Here is a 22,253-nt window from a genome sequence, read left to right as displayed (position 1 = left end):
GTTTCTCGATGGTCGAATGAGAACGAAAAGCTCTTCTCAGAACCCGCGTTGCGCATATTGACGTGAGAATCGTATCAATCGGGGTCGGTCACGTTAAGGCGATCCGCACGTAGGGGATCAAAGCGGACGATCTCGCGCAGACTGACCAGCGTCTCGAACATCCGCACATCCTCGTCCGCTGCCAAGATTTCATCCGAGAACCGCTGATACTCCTCGATGGAAGCGACCGCGACGATCAGCAGGAAGTCCGTCCGGCCCGTGACATTCCATGCCGCCACCACCTCGGGTTGACGCTGCATCTTCGTCGCGAACGCCTGCTCGGCGCGTAGATTACTCTGATGCAGTTCGACCAGGACGTGGATCGTGATCGCCGGTTTCAGCCGTGCCGGATCGATTACGGCGACGTCGGCTACAATGACACCGATCGCGCGAAGCCGGCGCAACCGGCGCAGCACAGCACTCTCGGACAGGCCGACCCGCTCGGCGATGATCCGGGCCGGTTCGAGGTTGTTACGTCGTACCACCGCAATGATGCGATGATCGAAGTCGTCGAGGTCGGCGCTTTCCGTCATGCTGGCAGTGCCAATGGTGGATTTCAGCGCCGGACGCCAGAACTAGCCGCCTTCCACTGCGACCTTCGCGCTATCGTCGCACCATGAACATGCAATCCCATTCGTTGGCGTCAGGTATCGCGACCCACCGCTTCCTACCCTACGCCGCGCTGCTGGCAGCGATCCTCACCTTCTGCCTCGGCACCTCCTTCGCCAAGTCGCTCTTCCCCCTCGTCGGTGCCGCAGGAACGACGGCCTACCGTGTCGGCTTCGCGGCCGTCATCCTACTCGCCGTCATGCGGCCGTGGCGCACGCCTCTCGATCGCCACGGCCTGTCGAGGATCGTCCCCTACGGCATGGCGCTGGGCACGATGAACCTGTGCTTCTACCTCTCGCTGCGGACCACCCCGCTCGGCCTCGCAATCGCGATCGAGTTCCTTGGTCCGCTGACAGTGTCGCTGCTCTACTCGCGGCGGCCGATCCAGTTCGGCATGATCGGATTGGCCCTAGCGGGATTGCTGCTACTCCTGCCGCTGCGCCCGACCGATCACGCGCTCGATCCTACCGGCATATTGTTCGCGCTCGCGGCCGCCGTCTGCTGCGTGCTCGGCAAGCGAACCTCTCACCTGCCGTCCGGCCAGACGGTCTCGCTTGGCATGGTGTCGGCCGCAATCGTCGTCGTCCCGATCGGCATCCATCAGACGGGTGCGGCCCTTCTCACACCGGGATGGATCGTCATGGGCCTGGCAGCGGCCTTGCTTTCAAGCGCAATCCCATACTCGCTGGAAATGGTCGCACTGAAATTCATCCCGGCGAACAGTCTGGGCGTGTTGCTGAGCATCGAACCGGCAGTCGGTGCGATCATCGGCGCGATCGTGCTGGGCGAGCTGCTGACCGGCCTCCAATGGCTCGCCGTCACTCTGGTCGTCGGCGCATCGATCGGCATGGTTCTGACGAGCAAGACGGTAGGCACGCCGTGAGGGCCATCAATACGGGGGCGGGCAGAGGCTTTCCCGAAAGGATGATATTTTGGGAACGGCCATCCCAGCCCGCTACACCGTTGCCATGTAATTAGGCGCCATATAGGATGGCGCCTAATGGAATCCTTGGACCTGAAATATCTCGCTCTGCTCGGTGAAGCGCATAAGCATGGGCTATCCGAGGCTGGCGACATGCGCCTGTGTTTCGAGGTTCTGGCGCTTGCGTCGGCAATCGACCGGGCGTGCGCCGCGCGCCTCGCGCCTCATCGCCTTTCCGAAGGAAAGTTCGTGCTGCTCTTTCTGCTGCGCGATCAGCCGGGCGGCCTTGCCCCGCACGAGCTGGCCGCGCGCGCAGGCGTGACGCGGGCGACGGTCACGGGTCTGCTCGATGGTCTGGAGCGCGACGGATTTCTGGTCCGGCATCATGATCGTGAAGACCGACGCCGTGTTTGGGCGCGGCTGACCGAGAAAGGGCAGGTTGTCGCGACTGACCTGTTCCTTGAGCATGGCAAGTGGATCGGGTCATTGTTCGCAGGCACTGCGTCGGCGGAGCGAGAACATGTCGGCGAGCTGCTTCATCGCGTTCGCCGCAATATGGATGCCACGGAGGAAGATGGGCCGGTCATAGCCGCTGGCGACCGGCGATGAACGCCGCTCGCCCTGGTCGCCGCATCGTGGATATCGACCCGGCCCGCCTTGCCTTGCTCAATGCCGGCACGATCGAGGCTGCGACGTTGACCGAATGTCTGGCCGTCGATTTTGCGGCACTGCTCCGCCACGCCGTCCCCGCGATCGGCGAGGCAAGCATCGCGATGATGCACCGTGCCGCCGGGGAAGGCATCTCGCGCCGGATGACGCTGGCTGCGCGTCTTCTGCTCGATCATGGTGGGATCGACGTTCTGGATGAATTGCGCTGCCACCCGTCCGATACGGTGCGTGGCTGGGCCTGCTTTATAATCGGAGAAGTCGAGGAACGCTCTCTCTCCGATCGGCTGCTTCTGATCCGACCACTCGCGGACGATCGTCATTTCGGGGTGCGGGAATGGTCATGGATGGCCGTTCGCGGTCACATCGCCGATGATCTCAATGCCGCACTCCAACGCCTTGCCGGATGGACAGCCGATCCGTCCGAACGGGTGCGACGTTTCGCCAGCGAGGCGACACGGCCACGCGGTGTGTGGTGCAGCCATATCCGGCCATTGCGCCACTCGCCCGAAAGGGCGCTGCCGATCCTTGAACCGCTACGATCCGATCCTGCCGCCTATGTTCAGGATTCGGTTGGAAACTGGCTGAACGATGCCGGCAAGGACCAGCCTGATTGGGTCCAATCCGTATGTGCGCGGTGGAACGTCGAAAGCGACACCGCCGCTACCGCGCGCATCTGCAAGCGCGCCCTGCGCTCGATCGAACGCAAGCGCTGATTCGAAGAAGGAACAAGCAGATGACGCATTACCTGGCCGAACTCTACTCGCCGAAGCCAGCATGGCTCACCCTCCATCCCAAAGATCGCGAGCGGTTTTTCGAGACGATCGGTGCCAGAATGGCCGGGCTGTCTGCGATAGGCGTGGAAGCGCTCGCGTTCGGCGAAACTGATGGCGCTATCGTCCACGCACCATCACAACGCTTCTTCGCCATCTGGCGCGCACCCGACGCAGCGGCGATCCAGGCGTTGGCGGAAGGTATCGCCGCTTCTGGCTGGCACGGTTATTTCGAGACAATCAACGCTGCCGGCGCTGGCGATAGCATTGATGACCACCTCGCACAACTTGCCGGGCTGTAGATTGCCGCCTTCACGCTGCTACCTTCCCGATTGGGAACCCGTAGCGAGACACCCAGAGAATATGCGTCGGTCGCGAGCGTCGCGACTGCCCGGTTTTCCCAGAATCTGTTCCCAAATGGGTTTTTCCCAAAATCGCCCGTTGTAGATGGAGAAACGGGACGCTTCGCAAACGTGCGTATGTGTGACGGAGCGCCCGTCCGGCTTGATCGGCATCGAACGGTGTAACCTAACCCGTCACACGATCTATGCACCTCAATCGGTCCCGGCTCGGGGCGGAATGACACGCCAAGGAGCGATCCTGGGCGTACGATTTTGTCCATCCTCTCACCGGACCCCTATCCCTGCATCCGCCCCGGGGGTTTGGGCATGGAACGGGTTGAACCGGCAACGCTGCTGTGAGAATGATCCGCAATAGCCTGATCTGATTTCGGCAAGTGAGTACGGCGCCATCTTACCTGGACATGTCGATCTGAACCTGCTCGCCATGCTGGCGGTGTTGCTACAGACCCGAAGCGTGACCGGCACGGCACGCAGGCTGGGGCTGAGCCAGCCGACGGTCAGCCGTTCGCTGGCGCAGTTGCGGCATATTCTGGACGATCCCCTGCTGGTGCGTACCAATACCGGCATGCAGCGCACGCCGCGGGCGGAGGAACTGGTCGGCCCGGTCGAACGCTGGCTCGCCTCGACCCGTGCGCTGCTACACCCGCCGCGTTTCGATGCGGCGACGCTCGACCGCCGCTTCTGCATCGCATCCACCGATTACGGCGTGCTGACCGTGGTCGCGCCGGCGCTGGCGGCGATCACGGACGCGGCGCCGGGCGTGACGATCGAGATCGTGCCGTTCAGCGCGGACATGATGCAGAAGCTGGCGTCCGGCGAGATCGACCTGATCATCTCGGGACTTGCCCCCGATCATGCGGTGGTGCGCAGCCGGTTGCTGTTTGTCGACGATTATGCCTGCATCATGCGCGTGGGCCATGCCCTGTCGGTAGCGCAGACGCCGCTGCCGCTGGATGCGTTCCTGGCATGGCCGCATGTCGGGATCGTCGTCAGCGACCTGGCGGTCGACGGCATCGAGGTGCGGCTGGGCGGACGCCGTGCCGAGCGCCGCGTCACCGCGCGACTGCCCTATTTCCATGCGGCGCCCGCCCTGATCGCGGACAGCGATGTGCTGATGACCCTGCCGACGCGCGCGGCGATGCGGTTCGCGAACAGCTATGGACTTGCGACCCGGCCTGCCCCGGTCGAGATCGGACCGCTCGACTATCACCTGTTCTGGCACGAGCGGAATGCCCGCGATCCGGCAACGATGTGGCTTGCCGATACGCTGGCCCATCACTGCGCATCCGCGGCCTGAATAACCGATATTCAGAATTGGAGGCTGGCCGGGGACGGCATTGATCCGCATAGATTGCGAAAGACTTGCAATAGCAAGCGTCAGAGCGGGACCTCATCATGCCTATCACCCGATATCGCTTCCCGGCGGTGCTCATCGCGCTCGCCGGCTCCACAACCATGCCTGCCACCGCGCATGCGGGCGATACGCCTGCTGGCGATCCGCAAAACCAGACGACGCGCGCCGACGACATCGTCGTGACCGCGTCGGGCGGGCGCGAGCAGCAGGTAAAGGACGCGCCGGCCTCGATCAGCGTGCTGACGCGCGAGGATCTGGACCGGTTGCCCTACCGCGAGGTGACCGATGCGTTGCTGGAGATACCGGGCGTCACGGTGACGCCGGGGGAGGGCAACAGCCGCGACATTTCGATCCGCGGCATGGCGCCGCAATATACGCTGATCCTGGTCGACGGAAAACGCCTGTCGAGCCGCGAGACGCGCACCAATGGCGGCAACATCTCCGAAGGCGGGCAGCTGCCACCGCTGGAGGCGATCGAGCGGATCGAGGTGGTGCGCGGACCGATGTCCTCGCTCTACGGATCGGACGCGATGGGCGGTGTCGTCAACATCATCACCCGCCGCATCGCCAAGACGTGGCGAGGCAGCGCGCGAACCAACGGCACGATGCAGCTGGGGGCCGATTACGGCAACGTCGCCGACGGCAATTTCTACCTGTCCGGCCCGATCGCCGGCTCGGTCGGCCTGCAACTGCAAGGCGCGATGACCCGGCGCGGCGAGGACCGGGTGATCGGCGGGACCCCAGAGCGCCATGACGAAAGCCTGGCCGGCAAGATCGGGTGGAACGCCGGGCCGAACCACAGCTTCCTCGCCGAACTCGGCTATTACCGGCAGACGGTGACGGCGACCGCCGGCAAAACCGTGGCCATCAGCGCAACCGTGCCGCGGGGCACCGAGAACATCCAGGCGCAGCGCCGCTATGTCGGATCGATCAGCCATTCCGGCCAATGGGGTTTCGCCGGCTCGGAAAGCTATCTGCAACTGGAGGATGCCGAGAGCCTGCAGGACAACAAGCGGATCAAGAACACCATCGCCCAGTCGATCTGGATGGTACCGCTGCCCGCCAACGCGCTCAGCATCGGTGCATTCTACCGCCACGAAGACCTGTCCGACAAGGTCGGCAACCGGCTTGCCGGATCGACCCGCGACGGCGCGAGCCGGCGACAGGTGGCGCTGTTCGCCGAGAACGAGCTGACCGTTCTCGACCGGCTGAAGCTGACCGGCGGGCTGCGCATGGACGATGACGAGCAATATGGCACGCACTGGACGCCGCGGGCCTATGCGGTGTGGACCATCAGCCCGGCCTTCACGCTGAAGGGCGGGTATTCGCAAGGGTTCCGGGCGCCCAATCTGCGCCAGACGCTGGCGGACTGGGGGCAGACGAGCCGGGGCGGCACCATCTACGGCAATCCCGATCTGGAGGCGGAAACGTCGCGCACCATCGAGGCCGGGCTGCTGTTCGATGGCGGGGCGTTCCAAGCCAGCCTGACCGCCTATGACACGCGTTTCGACAACAAGATCACGCGCATCACCTGCATGGAGGCGGGCGCATGGTGCACGGGCGAGCCGCTGAGTTCGATCGGGCGGCCCCCGACCACCTATGTCAATGTCGACAAGGCCCGGGTTCGCGGGATCGAGGCGACGCTGGACCTGCCGCTGACCGGCACGCTCCGGCTGAACGCGACTGGCACGCTGACCGATTCCGAGCAGTTGAGCGGCGCCAATGCCGGCGCCGCGCTGAACGACACGCCCAAGCAGCAGGCGAGCGCCTCGCTCAACTGGCGACCGGATGCGCGCTTCAGCGGCTATGTGCGCGGCATCTTCCGCGGCGAGGAAGCGATCACCGAGGCGCAGATCAGCGGCAACGCCACCGTCGCGCCGTCCTATACGACGGTGGACATCGGGGCGTCGTACACGGTGTCACCCCGCTTCACCCTGCATGGCGGCGTCCAGAACGTGCTCGACAAGCGGCTGACCTTTGAAGGCTTCGGCTATGTGATCGATCCGGCGCGGATCTGGCTGGGGATCGGTACGCGGTTCTGAACGGCGATCCGGGGCCATCATAGCGTCCAGCCCGGGCGATACTGCCGGTCGAGGAATTGATTGGCCTCGGCGATGTTGGTGATCCGGCCGGCATCGCCGTCATATTCGATCGGCTGGTCCGCGCGCATCGCGACCATGCCGAGCAGCATGGTTTCGTTGAGCGGCACCGCGGTGGCGAAGGGGGAGGAGATCGCTTCCTCTCCCCGGATCGCGCGGATCCAGTTCATCTCGTGCCCCTCCCGGCCGCCCAGGATACGCGGCAGCGTGACGGGAATGGCGGCTGCGCGCGCCTCGACGCCGTCGCCGATCAGCACCGGCTTCTCGCCATAGGTGTCGTGCATCAGCATGCCGCGGTCCCCGACATACAGCACGCCGCCATCGGGGTTCATCCGCGCGCCCGCCGGCATCGCCAGCGGCGTGGGCGGCATCAGGCCACCGTCATACCAGGTCATTGTCAGCGGGCCGCCTTTGGCATTGCCGAAGCGATAGGTGGTGATGTTGGCGAGCGGATAGCTGCCCAGATCGGCGGGCGGCTTGCCGTCCCAGATATTGTCGTCGCCGCCCCAGCGGCTGTGCCGGGTCTCGACCCGCGTCGGCAGGCCCGGCTCCAGCGCCCAGAAGGGGAAGTCGACCAGATGCGCGCCCATGTCCCCCAGCGAGCCGATCCCGAAGGGCACCCAGCCGCGCCAGTTGAAATGGGCGTAATTGGGGTGATAGCCCCAGTCGACGGCTGCCGGGCCGAGCCAGACGTCCCAGTCGAGGCTGGCGGGCTTCGCCACGGGCGCGGGGCGGGCCTCTCCCTGCGGCCATAGCGGGCGGTTGGTCCAGGCATGGACCTCGCCCACTTGGCCGATCGCACCGCCGCGGATCAATTCCACCACGCGCCGGCCATCGTCCCCCGAATGGCCCTGATTGCCCATCTGGGTCACGAGCTTCGGGTTCCTTTGTGCCAGATCGCGCAGCACCCGGCCCTCGCGCACCGTGTAGGTCAGCGGTTTTTGCACATAGACGTGGATGCCGCGCTCCATCGCCATCCTGGCGGCCACGGCGTGATGATGGTCGGGGGTGGCGATCACCACCGCGTCGATGTCGCGGCGGGTATCGAACATCCGGCGATAATCGGCGAACTTGGCGGCGCGGTCATAGGCGGCCTTGAGCGGTTGCAGATCAGGGCGCGCGGCACCCTTGTCATCGACAAAGGCCTTGGCGACATGGGCGAGATCGACATCGGCCATGGCGACGATGTTCTGGCCGGTCAGCTTGGCCATGTTCTGGGCGCCCATGCCCCCGGCGCCGATCACCGCCACGTTCACCCGGTCGCTGGCGGCGATGCGGCGCGCGAACGCCCGGCCCGGCAAGGCGAGCAGCCCTGCGCTGGCCGCGGCCCCGCCCAGCCATGTCCGCCGGCTTGGGGACGTATTCTTGTCGATCATTGTCTTCTTTCCCAAAGCCTTGGCGATCGGCGAACGTTGCAAATCCAGCCGGGATTGCAAGCGCGATGCGAACCGGATCGGGTTTGCCGGGACACCCGCCGGCATCGGCCGCCTCGAAGAAACTGGCCGATGGCGACCGATTCCCTCACGTTCGCCAAGACTTTCGGCGTGCCCACTCCAGGCACATGCAGGCATCATCCGGCGCGACCAAGAGCATGATTGCCGAGAACCGTGCATAAGTACCTGTCATGCAAAGATAATGCTGCAATGAACTTTCATAAGAAGGCGATGGCGCGCCGCCATAATCAATAATGGTGCCGTGTGAAGCTCACTCTTCTATGATGGACCCTTGCGGTTCAGGCGGGAGAGTATGGGTGAAGCGTTCGGTGATCCTTTTGGCAGCGACATGGTCCGTGTCGCTTGGCGCCTGCGGTCAGGAGGATGCCGAACCGGCTGCCCCCACCACGCCGACCGTCGCCGCACCCCCGGTCACCAACGTGCCGCAATCAGCCGCGGCACTGGGATGCCAGAGCCGGTCGACCCGCTATCCCTGGGGGCGGGCGGCGTTAAGGACGTGGACGCCACGATCCACGGCAGAGGCCGAACGTCCCGAGGCGGCACCGGGCACCGCCAGCGGTGCGCCATTCCCGGCACGCCTGGTTCAGGCGTATGGCGAAGATTATGGAGAGGCACGCCGCACCGTCGTGCTGGAATGGGAGGATGGCTGCCGGCGCCAGTTCCGCGGGGAATCCTTCTCCGATGCCGATCGCACGCTGATCGACCGCGAGGTCGCCGCGCGGGCGTCGGTGGCCGATCCGGCGAGCTACCGCATCAACTATCGCCCGGGCATGACCTCACCCGAACTGGTGCAGGGCGGAAAGCTGGCGCTTCATACCACCCAGCATTTTTCCATCTGGTACGGCACGAACACCGCGGGCGAGTTCTACCGGACGATCGCGCAGCAGGGCCGGTCGATGGAGCAGGTGGTTCGCGAAACCGGCGAGTGGCTGGAGAAGCAGTGGCTGATCAATCGCGACGTGCTGGAAGCGCCGATGCCCTTTGCCGATGGCACCGATCGGCAGAAGCTCGATATCTTCCTGTGTGGCACCGGCCGGCCGATCCGGGACGGCGATGATCTGGAAGGCTGCGGGGCCAGTGCCGCAGAGACGATGGGGATTTCCGCCTGGGGCGTCGCCAAGGGCTCGAACGTGCTGGTCCATGAATTCGGCCACATGATCCAGTTCTACACTGGTGGTTTTCGCGACAAGGGCGATGCCGGGATGATCTGGGAAACCGGCGCGGAGTGGAACGCCTTTACCGTCAATCCCGTCTTCAACGCGGCCAGCGGCGATTACCTGAACCAGCTGGAAAACGGCTTCCTCTTCTCGGTCGCGCGCTACGGCGCGCATCCGATCATGACCTATCTGTACGAGCGGGATGCCACCCGCGCGCTGGTGTTCGGCACCTGGCTTCGCAACCGTCGCGATGCGAATGGCGCCACGCAGGAGGATTATCTGCCCGCCTTTGTCCGGCTGGCGCAGGACGCGGGCGTCTATCCGAACGGCTTTGCCTCGTTCGCCGACGATGCGGGCTGGTACGGTGCGCGGCTGGTGGCGATGGACTTCCTCAACCAGCGGACGATGCTCGACCAGTTGCGCCCGACGCGCACGACCAGCTGGCTGGCGCATTTCACTACGCCGCTGGTTCCGGTCGCAGGCGGGGACGCGACGCTCTACGATCCCCCGTCGCAGCGCGCCTTGCTGCAATGGGGGACCCATATCGTCCCGCTCACCGGCGATGGCCGGCAGGTGAAGGTGACCCTGACCGGCGCCACCACCGCCAACCGCGCCGCCTGGCGCTTCTCGATCGTCGCGGTCGAGCCGAACGGCACGCCCCATTACGCACCGCTGGGTATCGCCGAGGGGCAGGGGAGCGGCACGACGATGTTGACCCCGCCATCCGGCACGAAGCTCTATCTTGCGGTCACCGCCACGCCCTATGCCTATGAGACGCTCGGCTGGCAGGAAAACGGTCAACCGGTAAAGGGCACCCGTTTCCCCTACCGCGTGAAGATCGAAGGTGCCACGCCGCGCACCGGCTCCGTCGACGCCTGCGACGCGAACGCGGCGCCGGGCACATGGACCAGCAACTACACGCTGTCCGGCAACAAGGAGGGGGGGCGGCCCTGCGCCTGAGCGGGGGAGTGTACGCGCATCGCCTCTCGGCTCGCCTGCGTAAGCGGTTGGGCTATCGACTGAAATCTGCGCAGTGCGATCTTGTGATCCGCTGCCTGCCGCCATATCACCGGCCGGGACGGGGTTTCGGCTCCGTCATGATCGCGTCGGTTCCCCCGGAAGGGGGATTAAAAGGGAATCCGGTGAAGGCGAGCGGTCGCCGAAATCCGGGGCTGTCCCTGCAACTGTAAGCGGCGAGCGAGAGGCGCATGCGCCGGGCCTTCACGTCCGGCGAAGCCACTGGGGTGACCTGGGAAGGCTGCGTCTCAAGCGACGACCCGTGAGCCAGGAGACCTGCCGGCGTCTGGTCGCTCTTGCCTGGTCCAGGGGATGGCCGAGGCACGGTGTCTATCCGACGAGCGACGCCAACAGTGCGGCAGGGGCCGCATGGACGGGTGTGTTCGCTGCCGGAGGCGTCCGGTGGGCATGGTCGTTGCCGCGCGTGCGGAAGGCCCCCGCCGGTGTGCGTCAGACGCCGGAAAGATACGGGCCATGTCACTCATCACTTCGCGCGCACGCTCAGGGGCGCTGCTCGTCATCGTCGCAGCACCTGCTACGGCACAGGTCGCCGAACCCGAACAGGTCGATACAACTGCTATTCTCGTGATCGGGCACGAGGACAGGACCGGTCTCGCCACGCCCAACGCAACCGCCAGCAGGCTGAACCTGACGCCGCTGGAAACACCGGCCAGCATCGCCAGCATCGATGGCGATACGGTCCGTGCCCGCGGTGACCGGTCGATCGTCGAGGCGCAGACGCGCGCACCCGGCATCACCAGCGTTGCCGATCCGGGCAATGGCGGCACCGCGCTCGCTGCGCGCGGCTTTTCGGGCCAGGGATCGGTGCTGCAACTGATCGACGGCGTCCGGCTGTTCCCGGCTGCGGGCACGATCACCTTTCCCACCGATCCGTGGATGGTCGAGCGGATCGATGTGCTGAGCGGTCCGGCGTCCGTGCTGTACGGACAGGGGGCGCTGGGCGGCGCGGTGAACGTCGTCATGCGCCAGCCCGATGCGACAAGAACCGGGTTCGAGGGCGAGGTCGGCTATGGTGCGCAAAACAGCGTTCGCGCCGCGGGCGGGATCGGCGGGCCGATCGACGAAGCGCTCGCCTACCGCGTCGATGGCAGCTGGTGGCGCTCGGACGGCTATGTCGATCGCGGCCGCTCGCGCAGCCTCGCGCTGTCCGGCACGCTGCGCTGGACGCCTGCATCGACGCTGGCGATCACGCTGCGCGGCGATCACGGTGATCAGCGTCCCATGGCCTATTTCGGCACGCCGCTGATCGACGGTCGGCTGGATGCGCGCAACCGCACGACCAACTACAATGTCGCCGACGCCCGGATGCACTTTCGCGACGATCGCGCGACGCTGCAGGTCGACTGGATGCCAAGCGAGACGCTGCACTTCTCCAACATCGCCTATCGGCTGACCAGCGACCGGTTCTGGCGCAATCTGGAAAGCTATCGCTGGGTCGCGGGTACGATCCGCCGCGGCGACAATTTCGGCATCCGCCACGATCAGACGCAATGGGGCGATCAGGCCAGCATGACGCTGAAGACCCCGATCTCGGATGCGATCGGCAATGCCCTGGTGATCGGGGTCGACGCCAATCTGGTAAAGTTCACGCATGCGAACAACTTCGGGTCGGACCCACAGGGCGACACGATCGATCCCTTCGCCTTCAACCCCGGCCTGTTCCTCGACACGCAGGGGATCGCACCCCGCTACCGCACAAGAACGGAGGCATTCGCCGTCTTTGCGGAGGACCGGGTGACGCTGGGGGGCGGCGTGTCGATCATTGGCGGCCTGCGCCATGAAGAGGATCGCGTGCGGCGCTGGGCGATCGCCTATCCGGGCGGCGACCGTGCCGACACCTTCGTGTTCGACCGGACGTTTCGCAACACGACGTGGCGTGTGGGTACGGTGTGGCAACCGGTGTCCACAGTGTCGCTCTATGCGCAATTTGCGACGGGGGTCGATCCGTTGGGGACGTTGACGACGGTCGGCACGGGGCAGGTGGCGTTCGGCAATGCGCGCGGGGATCAGGTCGAGGCCGGGGTGAAGGCGGTGTTTGCGCAAGGGCGCGGCACGGCGACGCTGGCCGCGTATCGCATCGTGAAGAAGGGGCTGCTGGCGCAGCGTACGGTGTCCAGTCCGATCGAGCAGGTCGGGCAGCGTTCGGCCAGGGGGATCGAGGGGGCGGTGGCCTTTGCGCTGCCACATGGGCTGGGGATCGATGCGAACGGGTCGATGCTGGATGCGCGGTTCGACGATTTCCTGTCGGACGGCATCCGCTTCGACGGCAGGACACCGCCGGGCATTGCCGAGACGATGGCCAATGTCTGGCTGCGCTGGGATGCGACACCCCGGCTTCAGCTGCGTGGCGGCCTTCGCCATGTCGGCCGGCGTTTCTCGGACAATGCCAATCGTTTCCGCATTCCCGGCTATGCAACCATCGACGCGACGATCTCCTATGCGCTGACCGATCATGTGGCGGTGGACCTGCGCGGCTATAATCTGCTCGACAAGGATTATGCGGTCACCAGCTATGGTGAGGGGCAGTGGATCCTCGGCCGCCCGCACTCGCTCGATATCGCGCTTCGTGCCGCGTTCTGACATCGGGCGGGTGGCGCTACGCTGGCTGTTCCTCACCCATCGCTGGGCGGGGATCGCGGCGTGCCTGTTCTTCGGGATGTGGTTCGCCTCGGGACTGGTGATGCTCTACATGCCCTATCCAGCCTTGTCGCCGGCCGCGCGCTGGGCCGGGGCGGCGCCGATCGACTGGTCGAGGGTCGACGTGCCGGCGCCGCTCGCGACCGGGCAGGGGAGGCTGCTGCTGGAAATGCGCGATACCGAACCGGTATGGCGGATCGAGCGGGATGACGGCGTCATCGATACCGTGCCCGCACGAAACGGCGCGGTGCTGCCGGCCGTCGATCATGGCTATGCCCGGCGGGTGGCGGCGAACTTTTCCGGAACGCGTGCCATCCGGGCAGATCAGGTCATGCACGACCAATGGACCGTCGCCGGTGGGTTCGACCGGCATCGCCCCTTGTGGAGGGTCGCGCTCGGCGATGCCGCGGGCACCGACATCTATGTCTCGTCCGCAACCGGACTGCCTGTCCAGCGCACCAAACGCGTGCAGCGGATCTGGAACTGGCTGGGGTCGGTGCCGCACTGGCTGTATCCGACGGTCCTGCGACAGGACAATGCGGCGTGGCGTCAGGCGGTGATGTGGGTGTCCGGCCCCTGCATCGCGGTCGCCCTGACCGGCATATGGATCGGCATCCTGCGCCTGCGTCCGGGGCAGCGGCGATATAAGGCAGGGCGCATCAGCCCGTATCGCGGCTGGATGCTGTGGCACCATGTCAGCGGTCTTGTTGGCGGGGTGTTCCTGCTCGGCTGGATCGTCAGCGGATGGCTGTCTGTCGATCCGGGGCGGCTGTTCGCCGGAGGGACGGCACCGGTCGAGGCGCTTCGCCGCTACCGTGCGATCGATGGCGACACCGGCCTCGCGCCGGCCCGGCTGGCAATGGTGGCACCGGATGCCCGAACCATTGAGATCACCAACGCGGCCGGCCTGCCGCGGGTCGTGGTCGACCGGGCATCGGATCATCCCCGCTTTCTCGACGCACGAACCATGGCGCACCCAGGCGATGCGACGGCCGTCATCGTCAAGGCGAGCGCACCGCTGGTGGCCGGTGGCGCTCTTTGGCGGATCGACCGGCTGACCCGGTCGGATGCCTATTGGGGGCTGACCAGACCCTTGCCGATCCTGCGGCTGCGGTTCGACAATCATGCGCGAACCTGGCTTTATATCGATCCGGCCACCGGCGACGTGGTCGAGCGACAGGATCGGGCCCGCCGCCTGTATCGCTGGATGTTCGACCTGCCGCATACATGGGACTGGCTGTGGCTGGTCGCATCGCGGCCGGTGCGCGATCTGGTGATCTGGCTGATGTCCGCCTTTGGTCTGGTCGTATCGGTCAGCGGCGTGTGGCTCGGCTACCGGCGCCTGTTGCGATAGGGATCGCCGCACCTGCCGATCAGGCCGTGGATGACGTCTCCATTCGCGCAGCGAGTTGCGTATCGATCAATGCCCGGAAGGATTCGGCGAGCTTCTGGCAATCGGTTTCGGGATGGATGATCCGGCGCATCATGCTGCCCAGACCCAGTGCCAGCACCAGATCCACCAGCACCTCGCGGTCGACGATCCCGACGCAGTCGACGCCCAGGGCCTCGAGGGCTGCGTGCAGGCTGCTGCGGACGCGGTTGTCGATGTCGCGGTAGATATGGGCCACGCGCGGGTTGCGGGCCGCCTCCGCCATGATCTCGGTCATCATCCGGCATTCCTCGACCGGCTCGTCACAGGCGTGGAAGCGGTTGATCCAGTCGCGAATAGCCTGATGATCGTCGCGGGCGATCGCGGCACGGACGCAATCCTCCTGAAGCCAGGCCTCGACATCCTCGCTCGCGATCGCGGCGATGATGTCCTCCTTGCTGGCAAAGTCGCGGTAGATCTGCCCGACCTTGATGCCGGATGCGGCCGCGATCTGGGCCATGCCGGTCTGATGGAACCCATTGTCGGCGAACAGCGTTCTCGCCGTATCCAGCAGGTGACGGCGTCGTTCGTCCGCGCGTGGTGTGCGGCGCGAACAGCAGGGGGGAAGCGCCAGGGTCACGCGTGCAATCCTCTCATCTTACTTGTTATCTCTTGCCAATCTCGGTTCGCCCCGATTACAGGGGCAAAAAATGTGAGTGATCGATCACTCACACTTAGTGTCTCTTGCAGGCGGATTCCATGAAAAACATCGTACCGGCTCTCGGTTTGGCGTTGATCCTTGCCGGATGCGGCGGGGGTGGTGAGCAACAGCAACAGCAGCCCGCCGGGCCACCGCAGGTCGGCGTGGTCGAGGTGCGGGACGAGGCGGTGACGCTGACCACCGAATTGCCTGGCCGGACCAGCCCGTTCGAGACGTCGGACGTGCGCCCGCAGGTCAACGGCCTGATCCTGGCGCGCCTGTTCCAGGAAGGCGACTTCGTGCGCGAGGGGCAGCCGCTCTACCGGATCGATCCGGCCCCGTATCAGGCGCAGGTCGCCAATGCCCGCGCCGGCGTCGCCCGGGCGCGCGCCGCGATCGCATCGAGCGCGGCGCTGGCCCGCCGCTATGGCGAACTGGTCAAGATCAACGCGATCTCGCGCCAGGAACTGGAGAATGCGACCACCAGCGCGCAACAGGCGCAGGCGGACGTCGCGGCCCAGCAGGCCGCCCTGCGCACCGCGCAGATCGACCTGAACCGCACCACGCTGCGTGCGCCCATCTCCGGCCGGATCGGCCGCTCGGTCTATACCACCGGCGCACTGGTCAGCGCGTCGCAGACCGATCCGCTGACCACCATCCAGCGCCTCGACCCGATCTATGTCGACATCCAGCAGTCGAGCGCCGACCTGCTGCGCCTGCGCCAGCAGATCATGTCGGGCGAGCTCGCCCGCGGGGGCGGTGCCGCGCGCGTCCGCCTGAAGCTGGAGGATGGATCGACCTATCCGCAGGAAGGCACGCTGAAATTCGCCGACGTGACCGTCGATCCCGCCACCGGCAGCCAGACGATCCGCGCCGTCTTCCCGAACACGCGCGGTCTGTTGCTGCCCGGCATGTTCGTGCGTGCCGAGCTGGTCGAGGGCACGCGCGCCCATGCGCTGGTCGTGCCGCAGCGCGGCGTCACCCGTGACGAGCGGGGCCAGGCGGTCGCGCTGGTCGTGGGCGCCGATGGCAAGCTGGCCCAGCGGGTCATCACCGCACCGCGTACCGTCGGGCAGAACTGGCTGGTCACGGGCGGTCTGAAGGCCGGCGACAAGGTCGTGGTCGAGGGCGCGCAGAACCTGCAGCCCGGCACGCCGGTAAAGGCCGTGCCGTACCGCGAGAATGCGGGTCAGCAGGGCGGCCAGCCCGGCAATCAGGCGGGCGCCCAGCAGGGCGCCCAGCCGTCCGGCCAGCAAAAGGCCGGAGCACAGGGTAAGTAATCATGGCCCGCTATTTCATCGACCGACCCATCTTTGCATGGGTCATCGCGCTGATCCTGATGCTCGCGGGTGGCCTGGCCATCCGCAGCCTGCCGATCGCCCAGTTCCCCTCGATCGCACCGCCCCAGGTGACGATCAATGCCACCTATCCCGGTGCGGACGCCGAAACGCTGGAACGCACCACCACCCAGATCATCGAGCAGCAGCTGAGGGGTATCGACAACCTCCGCTATTTCTCGTCGTCCTCGTCCTCGGCGGGCACGGTCACCATCACGCTCACCTTCGAGCAGGGGACCGATCCCGACATCGCGCAGGTGCAGGTGCAGAACAAGCTGCAGGCGGCGACCTCGCTCCTGCCGCAGGAAGTGCAGCGCCAGGGCATCCAGGTGGCGAAGTCGGCCGCCAGCTTCCTGCTGGTCGTGGGTCTGTATTCCAAGGACGGATCGCATAACGGCAACGATCTGGCCGACTATGTCTTCTCGCGGTTGCAGGACCCGATCAGCCGGGTGAACGGCGTCGGCGAGCTCCAGGTGTTCGGCGCGCAATATGCGATGCGTATCTGGGCCGACCCGGTCAAGCTGAACAGCTATCAGCTGACCATGGCCGACATCAGCAGCGCGGTGCAGGCGCAGAACGCGCAGGTTTCCGCCGGCCAGATCGGGGCGCAGCCCGCCACCAAGGAGCAGATGCTCAACGCCACCGTTTCGGTGCAGTCGCGCCTCCAGACACCCGAGGAATTCGCCAATATCCGCCTGAAGACCACGCCGAACGGCGCGGTGGTGCGGCTGGGCGACGTGGCCCGTGTCGAGCTGGGCGCGGAGAATTACGCGTTCAAGCTGGAATATAATGGCAAGCCCGCATCGGGCTTCGGCGTCCGCCTGGCGCCGGGCGCCAATGCGCTCGACACCGTCGAGGCGGTAAAGGCGCGGACCGAGGAGATCGCCAAGGGCTTCCCGGCCGACGTGCAGGTCATCTATCCGTACGACACCACGCCGTTCGTGCGCCTGTCGGTGGAGCAGGTGATCCACACGCTGGTCGAGGCGGTGATCCTGGTCTTCCTGGTGATGTTCCTCTTCCTCCAGAACTGGCGCGCCACGGTCATCCCGACGATCGCGGTTCCGGTGGTGCTGCTCGGCACCTTTGCGGTGATGGCGGTTGCCGGTTATTCGATCAACACGCTGACCCTGTTCGGCATGGTGCTGGCCATCGGCCTGCTGGTCGACGACGCGATCGTCGTCGTCGAGAATGTCGAGCGTCTGATCCAGACCGAGGGGCTGAGCCCCAAGGAAGCGGCGAGGAAGTCGATGGACGAGATCAGCGGCGCGCTGATCGGCATCGGCCTGGTGCTGTCCGCGGTGTTCCTGCCGATGGCGTTCTTCGGCGGGTCGACCGGCGTGATCTATCGCCAGTTCTCGATCACCATCGTGTCGGCCATGGTGCTGTCGGTGCTGGTCGCATTGATCCTGACGCCGGCACTCTGCGCCACGATCCTGAAGCCGCACGACCCGACCAAGCATGAGGGCAACGGCCCGCTGGCCCGCTTCTTCCGCTGGTTCAACGACCGGTTCGACCGGGGCACGAACAAGTATGAAGGCGGTGTGAAGCGCACCGCGCGGAGCTGGAAGCGGTCGGCGGTCATCTATCTGATGATCGTGCTGGGCATGGGCTTCCTGTTCTGGCGCCTGCCCACGGGCTTCCTGCCCGAAGAGGATCAGGGCAGCGTCTTCGTGCTGGTGCAGGGGCCGGCCGGCGCCTCCACCGCGCGCACCGACAAGGCGCTGGGTGTCGTGCGCGACCACTTCCTCCAGAAGGAAGCGGCCAGCGTGCAGGGCGTGTTCACGATCAGCGGCTTCTCGTTCGCAGGGCAGGGCCAGAATGCGGGTCTCGCCTTCATCAACCTGAAGCCGTGGGAGGATCGCTCCGGCGCCGAGAACAAGGCGCAGGCGATCGCGGGCCGTGCCATGGGGCCGTTCTCGCAGTTCAAGGATGCGATGATCTTCGCCCTGGTGCCGCCCGCGGTGCAGGAACTGGGCAATGCCACCGGCTTCGACCTCCAGCTCGTCGATACCGGCGGGATCGGGCATGAAAAGCTGGTCCAGGCGCGCAACATGATGCTGGGCATGGCGATGCAGGATCCGCGCGTCGCGCAGGTCCGCCCGCTCAGCCTGGAGGATGCGCCGCAGTTGAAGGTCGATGTCGATCAGGACCGGGCGCGCGCGCTGGGCCTGGACATCGCCACCATCAACTCGACCATCTCCACCGCCTGGGGTGGTGCCTATGTCAACGACTTCATCGACCGTGGCCGGGTGAAGCGCGTCTATCTCCAGGCGGATGCGCCGTATCGCATGTCGCCGGAAAGCCTGGGCGACTTCTACGTCCGCGGCGGCTCCAGCGCGATGGCACCGTTCACGGCCTTCTCGACGCTGGAATGGACCAAGGCGCCGGTGCAGCTGACCCGCTACAACGGTCAGCCGGCCATGCAGCTGCAAGGCGCGCCTGCGCCCGGGCAGAGCACGGGTGCCGCGATGGAGGCGATGCAGGAGATCCATGGCAAGCTGCCGCCCGGCACCAGCCTGGAATGGACCGGCCTGTCGTACGAGGAGCAACTGTCCGGTGGTCAGGCGCCTGCACTTTATGCGCTGTCGCTGCTGATCGTCTTCCTCTGCCTCGCCGCGCTTTATGAAAGCTGGTCGGTGCCGATCGCGGTGCTGCTGGTGGTGCCGCTGGGCGTGGTCGGTGCGCTGTTGGCGGCGACGCTGACCGGGCTCAACAACGACATCTACCTTCAGGTGGGCCTGATCACCACGATCGGTGTGGCGGCCAAGAACGCGATCCTGATCGTGGAGTTCGCCGAGGAGCGCGTGCGTGCCGGCATGGGCGTGTTCGAGGCGGCGGTGGAGGCGGCAAGGCTGCGTCTGCGGCCGATCCTGATGACCTCGCTCGCCTTCATCTTCGGCGTGCTGCCGCTGGCACTGTCGACGGGCGCGGGCGCAGGCGGCCAGAACGCGATCGGCCGGTCGGTGGTGGGCGGCATGTTCACCGCGACCGTCTTCGGTATCTTCCTGGTGCCGATGTTCTTCGTCGTCGTCAGCCGGCTGTTCGGGCACGGCAAGCATGACGACACATCCGGTGCGCACCCGTCCGCGTCCTCCGACGTGACACCCGATGGTGGCAACCGGTCGTCAGGTGGCGGCGCAGCGCCGCAGTCATCAGGTGGCGGCATCGCGCCGCAGGGAGCGTAGAGCGTGAGCGTCGTGAACAAGTCTCTCCTGATCGCCGCATTGTCGGCCGGCACCATGCTGGCCGGGTGCAACCTTGCCCCCAAATATGTCCGCCCGGTCGGCGCCGTCCCCGTGACGTTGCCGCAGGGCGGCGCCTATCCGGCCGCGGCGACCGATGCCCGCGACATCACCGCGATCGGCTGGCGCGACTTCTTCCTCGACCCGCGCCTGCGCCAGGTCGTGGACATGGGGCTGGCCAATAACCGCGACCTGCGCGTGGCGGCTGCCAACGTGCTTCAGGCGCGGGCGCAGTACCGGGTCCAGCGTTCGAACATCGTGCCGACCACCACGGTGTCCGGCACGGGCATCTACACCAACAACATCTTCGGTGCGGCAGGTGCGTCCGGGGGTGGCACGGGTGGAACCGGTGCCGGGACCGGCGCGGGCACGGGCGGTGGCACCGGTACAGGTGGCGGCACGGGAACCGGGGGCGGCTCCGGTGGGACCGGCGCGGGTGTCGGGACCGGCCAGCAGTCCTCGAACATCGAGGCCTATGCGGTCAATGCGGGCTTTTCCAACTTCGAGCTGGATCTGTTCGGCCGGCTGCGCAACCTGAACCGCGCGGCCCAGGAGCAGGTACTCGCCTCCGAGGAGGCGCAGCGTTCGACCCGCATCAGCCTGATCGCCGAGATCGCCAGCGCGTGGCTGACCATGGCGTCCGACCAGGAGCAACTGCGCCTGTCGCAGGAAACGCTGAAGACCTTCCAGCAGACCTTGGACCTGACCCAGGCGCAGTTCCGCATCGGGGTCGGCTCCGAACTGGAAGTGCGCCAGTCGGAGACGAACTACCAGTCGGCGCGCAACGACATCGCGGCGCTGCGTACCACCATCGCGCGCGACCAGAACGCGCTCAACCTGCTGGTCGGCACCACCGTGCCCGCAACCATGCTGCCGGGCGAACTGGGTGGCGAGACCTACACGCTGGATTCGCTGCCCAGCGACCTGTCGTCGCAGGCGCTGCTGCGCCGGCCGGACGTGCTGCAGGCCGAGCATCAGTTGCTCGCCGAGAACGCGAATATCGGCGCGGCGCGTGCGGCCTTCTTCCCCACCATCTCGCTGACCGCGACACTGGGGACGATCAGCACGGCGCTGTCCGGTTTGTTCAACGGGGGCAGCTTTACCTACAATGCCAGCCCCGCGGCCGCCCTGCCGCTGTTCGACGGCGGTCGGCGTCGCGGTAATCTGGACTATGCGCGGGCGTCCGAGCAGGTGGCGGTCGCCACCTACGAAAAGACGATCCAGACCGCGTTCCGCGAGGTGGCGGACGCGCTGGCGCAGCGCGGCACGATCGGCGAGCAGGTGTCGGCACAATCGGCGCGGGCCAATGCCGCGCGGGTCGCCGCACGCCTGTCCGACGCCCGCTTCCGCGCCGGCGTCGACTCCTTCCTCACCACCCTCGACGCACAGCGCACCGCCTATGCCGCGGAACAGACCCTCGTCGGTGCCCGCCTCACCCGCGCCAGCAATACGGTCGAACTCTACCGCGCCCTGGGCGGCGGCCTACAGGACGAAACAACACCGCCCCGCTAACGGCACCGGCCCGGCGCATGACGGTGCCGGGCCGCTTGCGGTCCAGCGAGGAGCGCGAGGTAGTTTACGTGTTTCCCGACCTAGCAACGACGTCCCGGGCAAGGATGTGCCGGGCGTCCTCCGAATATTTTGGATTCCGGAAGAATTGATGCCGGATATGGTCGAACGATCGACGCAGGGCACCTTGGCCCGGCGAGTAGAAGGGCAGCGCGAGCAAGGCGCCTGAGCGTAGCGACACACCCATCTTGCCAACCCATCGCCCGTTTCTGGTCAGGCCGGACGACGCAACCAGGCTGGGCCAGGTCATGCCGAAGTGATCGAGCGAGGCCATGATGTCGGACTCGTAGGTCCGTCCGACAAAACCATTCGCCTCCTTCAGCACGCCGACGGGCCGGGTGTGCCGGATGGGAATGGCATCGATGATCGCAAAGCGGCGGAACTCGGGCGGCAGGACGCTGCCCCAGATCAGATCGATGCCGCTTTCCCAACCATATTCGAAGAGCGGGGCCACGTGCTTCAGCGCGGTGCGCGAAAAGAAGGGCGCCATCATCTCGATATAATTGACGCAGCGGAACCTGAAGAACGGGTTCTGGATCGTGCCCGCATAGGTACAGAAACTGTCCCAGGTCAGGCTCGGCTGGAAGATGTTGAAGCCATATTCCTGGCCCATCGCGAACAGCCGGCTGAGATCGGTGGCATTCGTGTCAATATCGTCGTCGATCAGGGCAACGAAATCATACTGCTCGATAAAGTCCGAATGCTGTGCAAGTGTGACCTTCCAGCCCTGGATCTTTGAGCCCGGAACATGGATGTGAAAGATACCGGGGTGGGTGTCCGGACCCGGGTCACCCGAGACGAAGGACGCCACCAGCAGATCGAAATCCCGTCCGCCGCTGGGATCGAGCCAGCGCTCATGCAGGCTGTTTGCGCCTGCCCTCGTGATGACGAGATTTCGTGATGTGGCCGGCCCTAGCATTTATCGC

At 66.0% G+C, this 22,253-nt stretch carries 16 protein-coding genes and 1 riboswitch; of the genes, 12 read left to right on the top strand and 4 right to left on the bottom strand.

The features are described 5' to 3' along the window. Positions 1 to 74: 74 nt before the first annotated feature. Positions 75 to 572, bottom strand: a complete 498-nt coding sequence (locus OXR08_RS02635; protein ID WP_267347462.1) for an Lrp/AsnC family transcriptional regulator — start codon at positions 570 to 572, stop codon at positions 75 to 77. Between the two features lie 83 nt (positions 573 to 655). On the opposite strand from OXR08_RS02635, the gene OXR08_RS02630 reads away from it, so the two are divergent. The 6 genes from OXR08_RS02630 (at position 656) to OXR08_RS02605 (ending at position 6,767) form a co-directional block, all read left to right on the top strand. Beyond that, positions 656 to 1,531, top strand: coding sequence for a DMT family transporter (locus OXR08_RS02630; RefSeq protein WP_267347461.1), 876 nt, complete (start codon positions 656 to 658; stop codon positions 1,529 to 1,531). A 126-nt stretch (positions 1,532 to 1,657) separates the two neighbouring features. After that, the gene (locus tag OXR08_RS02625; protein ID WP_267347460.1) at positions 1,658 to 2,179 is read left to right on the top strand and encodes a MarR family transcriptional regulator; all 522 of its coding nucleotides are present in this window, start codon (positions 1,658 to 1,660) and stop codon (positions 2,177 to 2,179) included. Between the two features lie 164 nt (positions 2,180 to 2,343). Beyond that, on the top strand, positions 2,344 to 2,952 hold the full coding sequence (locus OXR08_RS02620; RefSeq protein ID WP_267347459.1) for a DNA alkylation repair protein: 609 nt from the start codon (positions 2,344 to 2,346) through the stop codon (positions 2,950 to 2,952). 20 nt (positions 2,953 to 2,972) lie between these two features. Beyond that, a complete protein-coding gene (locus OXR08_RS02615; protein ID WP_267347458.1) occupies positions 2,973 to 3,311 on the top strand; it encodes a DUF6616 family protein in 339 nt (112 codons plus the stop codon). A 421-nt stretch (positions 3,312 to 3,732) separates the two neighbouring features. Next, positions 3,733 to 4,668 carry a LysR family transcriptional regulator gene (locus OXR08_RS02610; protein WP_276589307.1) on the top strand — a complete coding sequence of 312 codons (936 nt, stop codon included), beginning with the start codon at positions 3,733 to 3,735 and terminating at the stop codon, positions 4,666 to 4,668. Positions 4,669 to 4,766: 98 nt separating this feature from the next. After that, positions 4,767 to 6,767, top strand: a complete 2,001-nt coding sequence (locus OXR08_RS02605) for a TonB-dependent receptor (protein WP_267347457.1) — start codon at positions 4,767 to 4,769, stop codon at positions 6,765 to 6,767. Between the two features lie 17 nt (positions 6,768 to 6,784). Here OXR08_RS02605 and OXR08_RS02600 read toward each other — a convergent pair whose 3' ends face one another. Next, positions 6,785 to 8,200, bottom strand: coding sequence for a Gfo/Idh/MocA family oxidoreductase (locus OXR08_RS02600; RefSeq protein WP_267347456.1), 1,416 nt, complete (start codon positions 8,198 to 8,200; stop codon positions 6,785 to 6,787). Positions 8,201 to 8,574: 374 nt separating this feature from the next. Here OXR08_RS02600 and OXR08_RS02595 point away from each other — a divergent pair, with 374 nt between their 5' ends. From OXR08_RS02595 to OXR08_RS02585, 3 genes are all read left to right on the top strand, one after another. Continuing rightward, the gene (locus OXR08_RS02595; RefSeq protein WP_267347455.1) at positions 8,575 to 10,395 is read left to right on the top strand and encodes a DUF6055 domain-containing protein; all 1,821 of its coding nucleotides are present in this window, start codon (positions 8,575 to 8,577) and stop codon (positions 10,393 to 10,395) included. A gap of 130 nt (positions 10,396 to 10,525) precedes the next feature. Further along, positions 10,526 to 10,751: riboswitch (cobalamin riboswitch) on the top strand. 175 nt (positions 10,752 to 10,926) lie between these two features. Then, positions 10,927 to 13,053: a TonB-dependent receptor gene (locus OXR08_RS02590; RefSeq protein ID WP_267347454.1), complete on the top strand. Its 2,127-nt coding sequence runs from the start codon at positions 10,927 to 10,929 to the stop codon at positions 13,051 to 13,053. Beyond that, positions 13,040 to 14,464 carry a PepSY domain-containing protein gene (locus OXR08_RS02585; protein ID WP_267347453.1) on the top strand — a complete coding sequence of 475 codons (1,425 nt, stop codon included), beginning with the start codon at positions 13,040 to 13,042 and terminating at the stop codon, positions 14,462 to 14,464. The genes OXR08_RS02590 and OXR08_RS02585 overlap by 14 nt, the downstream gene beginning before the upstream one ends. A gap of 19 nt (positions 14,465 to 14,483) precedes the next feature. Here OXR08_RS02585 and OXR08_RS02580 read toward each other — a convergent pair whose 3' ends face one another. Then, positions 14,484 to 15,119: a TetR/AcrR family transcriptional regulator gene (locus OXR08_RS02580; protein ID WP_267347452.1), complete on the bottom strand. Its 636-nt coding sequence runs from the start codon at positions 15,117 to 15,119 to the stop codon at positions 14,484 to 14,486. 119 nt (positions 15,120 to 15,238) lie between these two features. Here OXR08_RS02580 and OXR08_RS02575 point away from each other — a divergent pair, with 119 nt between their 5' ends. The 3 genes from OXR08_RS02575 to OXR08_RS02565 are packed head-to-tail and all read left to right on the top strand — an operon-like array spanning position 15,239 to position 21,270. Continuing rightward, positions 15,239 to 16,459: an efflux RND transporter periplasmic adaptor subunit gene (locus tag OXR08_RS02575; RefSeq protein WP_112383691.1), complete on the top strand. Its 1,221-nt coding sequence runs from the start codon at positions 15,239 to 15,241 to the stop codon at positions 16,457 to 16,459. 2 nt (positions 16,460 to 16,461) lie between these two features. Then, complete coding sequence (locus tag OXR08_RS02570; RefSeq protein WP_267347451.1) at positions 16,462 to 19,701, top strand: efflux RND transporter permease subunit; 3,240 nt, start codon at positions 16,462 to 16,464, stop codon at positions 19,699 to 19,701. A 54-nt stretch (positions 19,702 to 19,755) separates the two neighbouring features. Next, positions 19,756 to 21,270, top strand: a complete 1,515-nt coding sequence (locus OXR08_RS02565; RefSeq protein WP_267347475.1) for an efflux transporter outer membrane subunit — start codon at positions 19,756 to 19,758, stop codon at positions 21,268 to 21,270. 64 nt (positions 21,271 to 21,334) lie between these two features. Here OXR08_RS02565 and OXR08_RS02560 read toward each other — a convergent pair whose 3' ends face one another. Continuing rightward, entirely contained in the window at positions 21,335 to 22,246 is a 912-nt protein-coding gene (locus tag OXR08_RS02560; protein WP_267347450.1) for a hypothetical protein, read from the bottom strand. Between the last annotated feature and the right edge of the window lie 7 nt (positions 22,247 to 22,253).

The sequence above is a fragment of the Sphingomonas sp. GM_Shp_2 genome (assembly GCF_026540875.1).
In the GTDB taxonomy this organism is placed as follows: Bacteria; Pseudomonadota; Alphaproteobacteria; order Sphingomonadales; family Sphingomonadaceae; genus Sphingomonas; species Sphingomonas carotinifaciens.
The sequence above is the reverse complement of the archived record's forward strand: the minus strand, read 5'-3'. Positions and strand labels throughout refer to the sequence as shown.

Bases quoted from the DNA above. Each gene is read 5' to 3' on its own strand.
- OXR08_RS02565 (WP_267347475.1), top strand. From the start codon at position 19,756: ATGCTGGCCGGGTGCAACCTTGCCCCCAAATATGTCCGCCCGGTCGGC.
- OXR08_RS02570 (WP_267347451.1), top strand. From the start codon at position 16,462: ATGGCCCGCTATTTCATCGACCGACCCATCTTTGCATGGGTCATCGCG.
- OXR08_RS02560 (WP_267347450.1), bottom strand. From the start codon at position 22,246: ATGCTAGGGCCGGCCACATCACGAAATCTCGTCATCACGAGGGCAGGC.
- OXR08_RS02600 (WP_267347456.1), bottom strand. From the start codon at position 8,200: ATGATCGACAAGAATACGTCCCCAAGCCGGCGGACATGGCTGGGCGGG.
- OXR08_RS02620 (WP_267347459.1), top strand. From the start codon at position 2,344: ATGATGCACCGTGCCGCCGGGGAAGGCATCTCGCGCCGGATGACGCTG.
- OXR08_RS02615 (WP_267347458.1), top strand. From the start codon at position 2,973: ATGACGCATTACCTGGCCGAACTCTACTCGCCGAAGCCAGCATGGCTC.
- OXR08_RS02635 (WP_267347462.1), bottom strand. From the start codon at position 572: ATGACGGAAAGCGCCGACCTCGACGACTTCGATCATCGCATCATTGCG.
- OXR08_RS02605 (WP_267347457.1), top strand. From the start codon at position 4,767: ATGCCTATCACCCGATATCGCTTCCCGGCGGTGCTCATCGCGCTCGCC.
- OXR08_RS02630 (WP_267347461.1), top strand. From the start codon at position 656: ATGAACATGCAATCCCATTCGTTGGCGTCAGGTATCGCGACCCACCGC.
- OXR08_RS02575 (WP_112383691.1), top strand. From the start codon at position 15,239: ATGAAAAACATCGTACCGGCTCTCGGTTTGGCGTTGATCCTTGCCGGA.
- OXR08_RS02590 (WP_267347454.1), top strand. From the start codon at position 10,927: ATGTCACTCATCACTTCGCGCGCACGCTCAGGGGCGCTGCTCGTCATC.